Source organism: Pseudomonas fuscovaginae SE-1, from assembly GCF_000364705.1.
Classification (GTDB): domain Bacteria; phylum Pseudomonadota; class Gammaproteobacteria; order Pseudomonadales; family Pseudomonadaceae; genus Aquipseudomonas; species Aquipseudomonas fuscovaginae_A.
Genome location: NZ_AQOH01000040.1, coordinates 1 through 7,837, shown reverse-complemented (window position 1 = coordinate 7,837; position 7,837 = coordinate 1). Strand labels below are relative to the sequence as shown.

7 protein-coding genes are annotated in these 7,837 nt (G+C 67.4%); 4 read left to right on the top strand and 3 right to left on the bottom strand.

Annotated elements, in window-relative coordinates:
- From K675_RS0104905 to K675_RS0104890, 4 genes are all read left to right on the top strand, one after another.
- The coding region (locus K675_RS0104905; protein WP_017902394.1) for a hypothetical protein at nt 1–541 on the top strand (541 nt) is incomplete at its 5' end.
- Nucleotides 542–553: 12 nt separating this feature from the next.
- Nucleotides 554–1,111, top strand: a complete 558-nt coding sequence (locus K675_RS0104900) for a GspMb/PilO family protein (RefSeq protein WP_017902393.1) — start codon at nt 554–556, stop codon at nt 1,109–1,111.
- Complete coding sequence (locus K675_RS0104895) at nt 1,108–1,608, top strand: hypothetical protein (RefSeq protein ID WP_017902392.1); 501 nt, start codon at nt 1,108–1,110, stop codon at nt 1,606–1,608. The genes K675_RS0104900 and K675_RS0104895 overlap by 4 nt, the downstream gene beginning before the upstream one ends.
- Nucleotides 1,609–1,637: 29 nt before the next feature.
- Nucleotides 1,638–3,548 carry a secretin N-terminal domain-containing protein gene (locus K675_RS0104890; RefSeq protein ID WP_017902391.1) on the top strand — a complete coding sequence of 637 codons (1,911 nt, stop codon included), beginning with the start codon at nt 1,638–1,640 and terminating at the stop codon, nt 3,546–3,548.
- Between the two features lie 189 nt (nt 3,549–3,737).
- On the opposite strand, the gene K675_RS0104885 is transcribed toward K675_RS0104890, so the two are convergent.
- From K675_RS0104885 to dgcB, 3 genes are read right to left on the bottom strand one after another with little or no spacing between them, the layout of a single operon-like run.
- Nucleotides 3,738–4,508, bottom strand: coding sequence for an electron transfer flavoprotein subunit beta (locus K675_RS0104885; protein WP_017902390.1), 771 nt, complete (start codon nt 4,506–4,508; stop codon nt 3,738–3,740).
- Between the two features lie 15 nt (nt 4,509–4,523).
- Complete coding sequence (locus K675_RS0104880; protein WP_017902389.1) at nt 4,524–5,744, bottom strand: electron transfer flavoprotein subunit alpha/FixB family protein; 1,221 nt, start codon at nt 5,742–5,744, stop codon at nt 4,524–4,526.
- On the bottom strand, nt 5,744–7,687 hold the full coding sequence (gene dgcB / locus K675_RS0104875; RefSeq protein WP_017902388.1) for a dimethylglycine demethylation protein DgcB: 1,944 nt from the start codon (nt 7,685–7,687) through the stop codon (nt 5,744–5,746). Before dgcB ends, K675_RS0104880 begins: the two co-directional genes overlap by 1 nt.
- Nucleotides 7,688–7,837: the final 150 nt, after the last annotated feature.

Below are 7,837 nucleotides of genomic sequence, written 5' to 3'. Positions count from 1 at the left end.
GCTCGCACGCCTGCGGCAGCGCTGGCAGCGCCCGCCAGCGCCGACGCTCGAGCTGCGCGGCGGCATCGCCCGGCCCTGGCTGTTGACGCTGCTGGGCGTCGTCGCGGCCGGGCTGTGGCTGCTGCTGTGGCAGGACTGGCAGCAGTTGCAGCTCCGTCAGGCCGAGGCGGATCAGGTCGAACGGCAGTTCAACGCCCTGGCGATCGAACAGGAGAACCGCCTGCAGGCAGCCCTGCACACCTCGCCCCAGCAGCAGAAACAACTGGAAGCCTTCGACCGCCAGAGGGCCACGCCGTTCGCCCTGCTCGATGCTCTCGGCCGGGCCTGGACACCGGACGTGGCTCTGCTGCGCCTGGAGGTCGACACCACCGCCCAGGAGCTCAGCCTGGAACTGGAAAGCCAGCGCCTGGACGGCAGCCTGCAATTCATCGAACGCCTCAAGAGCGACAGCGGCCTCAGCGTCAGCCTGCAACAGAGCGCGCGCAACACCCGCGATCCGATGCTGCCGATGACCGTCAAGTTCAAGCTCGCCAGGCACTAGGGAGCCCAGCCGATGCCACCGAACCCGCGCCAATGGCCCAGCGCCGAACGACTCCAGGCCCTGCTGCATTGGCACCTGGCCCGGACACGAGACCTGCTGGGAACCTGGGGTGGCCTGGCCGCACTGCTGATCGTCACGGCTCTGGTGATCCGCCAGGGGCTGATCGTGCCTGCCCTGGCCGACAATGACCTGCGCCTGGAGCAGGCCCGCGCCGGAATCGCCGAACGGCCGCTGGACCTGCATGCCAGAGAACCACGGGCCGTGCGCCACCTGCCCGGCACCGACAGCTTCGAAGCACGCCTGGAACCATTGCTGGCCATTCTGCAAGGCAACGGCTTCGCCGTGCTGCAGACCAATTTCCAATACGTCTCCCAGACCGATGAGCAGACCCGTCGGCTGGCCCTGGACATCCCCCTGAACGGCGGTTACCCGGCGTTGCGCAAGGCCCTCGACGAACTGGTCCGGCAACCGGCGCTGCGGATCGACAGCCTGAGCCTGCAACGCCAGGACATCGCCAGCGCGCAGTTGGAGATCCGTCTGCGCCTCAGCCTGCTGGCGGTGCTCAAGTGAAGCTGCCGATGCATCTGCGCGTGCTGCTCGGCGTGGTGCTGGTCGGCTGCGCCTGGGTGTTCTGGCAGGATCGGCGAGCTCCCGCACCCGAGAGCCCGCCCCGGCCGGCAATGCCACCCCGCCCCGCCGCCGAGCAGGTACCCGGCGACAGCCCGACACCGCTCGCCGGCGTCATGGTCGACCTGTTTCCCGCCCAGAGCTGGCTGCCGCCGCCACCGCCAGCGCAGCCGGCGAGCCCCGCCGCACCGCAGGCGCCACCGATGCCCTTCAGCGTCAGCGCGCAGTGGCGCTACCTCGGGCAGTCGAAGATCGTCGTGCTGCAACGCCAGGGCGGTGTGCGCTACACCCTGTGCCAGCGCTGCTCGCTGGCCGGACATATCCGCCCCGGCGCGACGTTCGACAAGGACTACCGCCTGGACAAGCTGACCGACACCCAGGTGGTGCTGACCTACCTGCCGCTGCGCCAGGTCACCACCCTGCGCCTGGATACCCCCTGAGCATGGACGCCACCGCCAGGAGAACGATCATGTCGAAATCTTTCCGGCCCTGGCTGGCCCTGCTGCTCATCGGCCTGGGCGCCTGCCAGTCACGCGGGCCACTCGACGACAGCGAGCTGCCGCGCCTGGAGGGCGACATCACCCGCGCCGTGGATGTGTTGCGCGCGGCGCTGAAGGAGCACCCGGACGACGTGCGGTTGCGCGCGGCGCTGTTCAACCGCACCGAACAACTGGTCGACCACTACAGTCGCCAGTCCGCCGAGGCCCTGACGCGCAACGATGATGCCGGCGCCATCGCGGCGATGCGCCAGATCCTGCGCTACGACCCCGGCAACCTCGGCGCCAGCCAGGAGATCCGCAACATCGAGAACCTGGCGCGGCTGCGCCCGCAACTGGCGCGGGCCACGGCCCTGCGCGAGAGCAATCCGAAGGAAGCGCTGGCGATCATCCGCCAGATCATCGTGCAGCAGCCCAACTACCGCGAAGCCCTGGACCTGCGCGACAGCCTGACACGCACGCTGGTCAGCGTCGACAGCCTCAAGCCGCAACTGAGCGCGGCAATGAAAAAGCCGGTCAGCCTGCACTTCAGCTCGCAAAGCCTGACCACCATCTTCGAGACCATCGCCAGGCTGTCGGGAATCAACTTCGTCATCGACAAGGACGTCAACCCGAACGCCGCCGCCAGCATCTCGGCCTCGCGCACCACCGCCGAGGACGCGCTGAACCTGCTGCTGTCGACCCACCAGTTACACATGAAGGTGCTCAACGCCGACACCGTGCTGGTCTACCCGGCCAGGCCGGACAAGGAGCGCGAATACCGTGAGCTGGCGGTACGCACCTTTTACCTCAGCCATGCCGACCCCAAGCTGGCGGCGGCCGAGATCAAGCAGTTGCTCAAGCCCCGGGAAGTGCTGGTGGACGAACGCCTCAGTGCGGTGATCGTACGCGATGCGCCGGAAGCCCTGAGTGCGGTGGAAAAACTGGTACAGGCCATCGATCTGGCGGATTCGGAGGTGACCATCGACATCCAGGTGATGGAGGTCAGCCTGGTGGACGAGCAGAACCTGGGGATCAACTACCCTGGCGCCATCGGCGTCTCGCTACCGGGCAGCGACGCCGCCAACCGCCAGCTCACCGTCGGCAGCCTGGAAGCCAAGCTCAACCTGCTGCAGCGCAGCGGCAATACGGTGACCCTGGCCAACCCACGCATCCGGGTGAAGAACCGCGAGAAAGCCGAGATCAAGATCGGCGACAAGATCCCGGTGATCACCACCACCACCGTCAATCAGGTGACGACTTCGTCGGTGTCCTACCAGGACGTCGGCTTGAGCATCCAGGTGCAGCCGAACATCAGCCTGAACGACGAGATCAACCTCCAGATGCTGATCGACATGAGCCATATCACCAAGCGCAACGAAGGCACCGCCGAGCAGCCGGCGACCTTCGAGCTGGGTTCACGCTCGACCAGTACCACCCTGACCGCACGCAACAACGAGACCCAGGTGGTGGCCGGGCTGATCCGTACCGCCGATGTCGAGGAAGGCTTGGGGCTGCCGGGCCTCAGCCGGCTGCCGGCGCTGGGCCGGACGATCTTCGGCACCCGCCGCACGGAGCTGGGCAAGAGCGAGATCATCCTGCTCATCACCCCGCGGATCGAACGCAACCTGGAATTGCCGGCGTCCCAGGTCAGCACCTTCAACAGCGGCACCGAGGCCCGCAGCTCGACCGAGGGCATGGTGCTGCGCAACAGCCAGAACCTGAACATGAAGACCAGTGGTGGCGCCGCCAGCAACATCCCGCCGCCGTTGGCGATACCCCGGGCGAACGAAAACTGGCAGCCGCTGCCGGCACCGGTGGAACAACCGGTGATGGAATCGCCGCTGCCCAAGCCGGCAGAGCCGCCGGCCGTAACCGCGCCGGCACCACCACCAACACCCTAGCCCGGCAGTGGCGGGTACTGTGGTGAGCGGGCTTGCCCGCGTTCGGCTGCGCAGCAGTCGCAAAAGAGGCCCACGCGGGACATCCGATAGAACGGGGGCAATCGCTCCAGGGCCGCTTCGCGCCCCAGCGCGGGCAAGCCCGCTCGCCACGAGTTCGCGCTCGGTTTCAGGAATGCCGCAGACGAGGCATTAGCGCACTACGCCTTCTTCAATCAGCAACTTGAGGATCGCCTCGGCCCCCGCCTCGGCACTGACGCCCTTGAGCACCTGCCCGCCACCACCACTGGCCTTGGCCGTGGCCGCCTTCATGCGGTCGGCACCGCTCTTGGCCTTGATCACCTTGAGGCGCTTGGGCCGTGGCTTGGCCGGTTGCAGTTGCGCGCTGGCGAACAGTTCGTCCTCCAGTACCTCGACCTCCTCGGCGTGCAACACCCCACGCTGTGCCGGACCATAGGCGCTCTGCCGTGGCTTGGGCGCGGCGTTGTCCACCGTGGCGAGAAACGGCAGGCGCACCTTCAACCGACGCCGCTGACCGCGAGGCAAGGCCTGCAGCACCTGGGCCACGCCGCTGCCAATCGACTCGACCTCGGCCAGCCCCACCACCAACGGCCAACCGAGGTTCTCCGCCAGCAGGAACGGCAGCATTCCCGAGCCCTCGCCGGTTTCCGCCTGGCTGCCAGTGAGCACCACCTGGGCACCGACATCGCGCAGGTAATCGGTCAGCACCGGCAACGCATCGGCGCCGGCCGGCTGCTCGAGCACGCGCATCTCGGACAGGCCCATGCCCAGGTAGGCACGCAGCGCTGGCTCGGCAACATCGCCGGCATGCACCACCTGCAAGTTATCCCCAGCCAGTTGCAAGCCCAGCTCCACCGCCCGGGCATCCTGCTCGGCGCGCCGGGCGCGACCGGAGGTCGGGTGGGCACCGATCGAGACCAGGCTGATTACATTCGTGCTCATGCGTTCATCCCCACCTTAAGCCGCATCGCGCTTGGCGCCGTTGCGATATGCCGTCACCGCGGCGATCAGGGCGCGGCAGATCTCGTTGCTGTCGCCGATCACCGACAGGTCGGCGCGCTTGATCATGTCGCAGCCCGGGTCGAGGTTGATCGCCACCACCTTGTCGCAGGCACCGATGCCCTGCAGGTGCTGGATCGCCCCGGAAATCCCCACGGCGACATACACCCGCGCCGTGACCCAGGTACCACTGGCCCCGACCTGACGGTCGCGGGTCATGAAGCCATCGTCCACCGCCACCCGCGAAGCGCCTTCGGTAGCGCCCAGCGCCGCCGCCGTTTCGTGGAACAGCGGCCAGTCCTGGACGCCGTTGCCGCCGGAGAAGATGAACTCGGCCTCGGCCATGGGAATCGCCGCCGGATCCACCGCCACCGCCCCCAGATCCTCGATGCGTGGCAGGCTGCGGGCGATGCCTGTGGACAACTCCACGGGCAAGGCTTCGTGACGGGTTTCGCTGACCGGTTCGGCACACTCGGCCGCGGCCAGGATCACCCGCGCCAGCGGCCGCGCCAGATCCTGCAGGCCAGCACCGGCGCGGCCGATGCACTCGCCATCCTTGACCTGCCAGACCCGCGTGGCCGGGCGTTCGCCCAGGCTCGCGGCGAAACGCCGGCCCAGTTCGCCACCACCGCTGCGGCTGTCCGGCAGCAGCCAGTGGCGTGGATCGAACTGGTTATCCACAGCCCGCAGGCCCTGGACCCGTTGCTCCGGTGAATAACCGCTGAACTCGTCGCCCTCGAGCACCAGCAGGCGGTCGACGCCAGCGGTCTCGAACGTGCTTTCCTTGTGCTCGCCAAAGACCACGGCCAGCACCGCGCCGTCCTGGCCAGCCAACTGGTGGGCCAGGCCGAGCAGGTCGCGGTCGTGACTGCTCAGGCGGCCGCCGACCATGTCCGGCACCACGCAGATGTGGAAGGCCGGCTGCGCGACCTGGTGCAGCGGCAGTTGCACTTCGACGCTGGCCGAACGCTTGGTGGTACCGCCCTGCTGGGCGCCACTGCGGTCGATGCGCTTGATACCGTTGGGGCCGATGAAACCGACGCCATGGGGGTTCTTGCGGATGATCCCGTTGGGGCCCATCCAGCTGTGTTGTACCGGCTGCATCGCCGCATGCAGCGGATGCAGGCGGTTGCGGGCGATCCACTCGGCACGCGGGTCGCGACGGATAATATCGCTCATCAATGCACCTCCGCGGGTTCACGCTTGGGCGCCGCCTTGCTCGGCTGTGCCTCTTCGAGCAGCGCGTCGGCGACCAGTTCGGCCAGGTCCTTGATCATCGGCCGGGGCTCGACCACACCCTCGAGCATCGCCGTGCATTGTGGGCAACCCACGGCCACCAGCTCGGCGCCGGTCTCGCGGATATCCTCCATGCGCATGTCGGGGATCCGCTGCTTGCCGGGAATGTCGGTGATCGGCGCGCCGCCGCCACCGCCGCAGCAACGCGAACGGAAGCCGGAACGCTGCATTTCCTTGACCTCGATCCCGAGGGCACGCAAGACCTCGCGTGGCGCCTCGTACTCGCCGTTGTAGCGGCCCAGGTAGCACGGATCGTGATAAGTCACGCTGTTGCCCTTGTGCTGGCCGATGTTCAGGGCACCGGCACCGATCAGTTCGGCCATGTAGGTACTGTGGTGCTGCACCCGGTAGTTGCCGCCAAAGGCACCGTACTCGTTCTTCAGCACGTGGAAGCTGTGTGGGTCGCAGGTGACGATGCGCTTGAAGCTGTACTGGGCCAGGGTCTGGATATTGCGCTTGGCCAACAGTTGGAAGGTCGCCTCGTCGCCCAGGCGACGAGCGACGTCGCCGCTGTCGCGCTCTTCCAGGCCGAGCACGGCGAAGTCGACGCCAGCCGCCTTCAGCACCTTGACGAAGGCCCGCAGGGTGCGCTGGTTGCGCATGTCGAAGGCACCGTCGCCGACCCAGAACAGCACGTCGGTGCTCTTCTTCTCGGCGAGCACGGCGAGGTTCAGGTCGGCCGCCCAGTTCAGGCGACCACCGGGAGCGAAACCGCCCGGGTTGTCGGTGGCGATCAGGTTTTCCAGGACTTCGGCGCCCTTGTTCGGCGTCGCGCCCTTTTCCAGGGTCAGGTGCCGGCGCATGTCGACGATGGCATCGACGTGCTCGATCATCATCGGGCATTCCTCGACGCAGGCGCGGCAGGTGGTGCACGACCACAAGGTCTCGGCATCCACCAGGCCATTGACGATCGGCTGGTGCGGGTTGCCCGAGTGCTCGCCGATCGGCTTGCCCGGATACGGGCTGCCGGCGAACTTTGCATCGCTGCCGCCGGCCAGGCCGACGACCATGTCCTGGATCAGTTTTTTCGGGTTCAGCGGCTGGCCGGCGGCGAACGCCGGGCAGGCCGCCTCGCACTTGCCGCACTGCACGCAGGCATCGAAGCCCAGCAGCTGGTTCCAGGTGAAGTCCTTGGGTTTTTCCACCCCCAGGGGCGCCTGTGGATCGTTCAGGTCCAGCGGCTTGAGGCCGGTGGAGCGGCCGCCGCCGAAGCGTTCGGCGCGGCGGTGCCAGGCCAGGTGCAGGGCACCGGCGAAGGCATGTTTCATCGGCCCACCCCAGGTCATGCCGAAGAACAGCTCGGACACGCCCCACAGCACACCGAGGCCGAGGATCACTGCCAGCACCCAGCCGCCGAAATCTTCCGGCAGGATACCGGCCACCGGCAGGGTCACCAGGAAGAACGAGCCCGAGAACGCCAGCAGGCTTTTCGGCAGGCGCATCCACGGGCCTTTCGACAGCCGCGACGGCGGATTGCGCCGACGCCGGTAGACGAAGATCGCGCCGACGAACATCACCGCCGACATCAGCAGCAGGGCATAGCCGAGAATGCGGTTGTGCAGGCCGAAACCGTGCACCAGCAAGGCGAGGATGATCGACGCCACCGCGCCACCGGCCGTGGCGACGTGGGTATTGGCGATGTATTTGTCCCGCGCCACCACATGGTGCAGATCGACCATGTAGCGCTTGGGCATGGCGAACAGGCCGCCGATCAGGTCGACTTTCGACGGTCGGCCGCGGCGCCACATGGCAACCCGCCGCAGCGCGCCGAGGACAGCGAGGCCCAGGGCGGCGAACAGCAGGATGGGAAGAAGGGTGTTCAACATGGTGAAGCTCCCAAAGACCTCTGGTCTTGCAAGGGTTCATAGACAGGCTGGTGAAAGCCCTGCACCTGGTTGTGACAAGGATGCTGGCAGGCGATGGGCGTGCTCTTGTGGCGAGGGGGCTTGCCCCCGTTCGGCTGCGAAGCAGTCGTA

Excerpts from the sequence above, each read along its gene's own strand:
- K675_RS0104890 (WP_017902391.1), top strand. The coding sequence starts at position 1,638 with ATGTCGAAATCTTTCCGGCCCTGGCTGGCCCTGCTGCTCATCGGCCTG.
- K675_RS0104885 (WP_017902390.1), bottom strand. The coding sequence starts at position 4,508 with ATGAGCACGAATGTAATCAGCCTGGTCTCGATCGGTGCCCACCCGACC.
- K675_RS0104900 (WP_017902393.1), top strand. The coding sequence starts at position 554 with ATGCCACCGAACCCGCGCCAATGGCCCAGCGCCGAACGACTCCAGGCC.
- K675_RS0104880 (WP_017902389.1), bottom strand. The coding sequence starts at position 5,744 with ATGAGCGATATTATCCGTCGCGACCCGCGTGCCGAGTGGATCGCCCGC.
- dgcB (WP_017902388.1), bottom strand. The coding sequence starts at position 7,687 with ATGTTGAACACCCTTCTTCCCATCCTGCTGTTCGCCGCCCTGGGCCTC.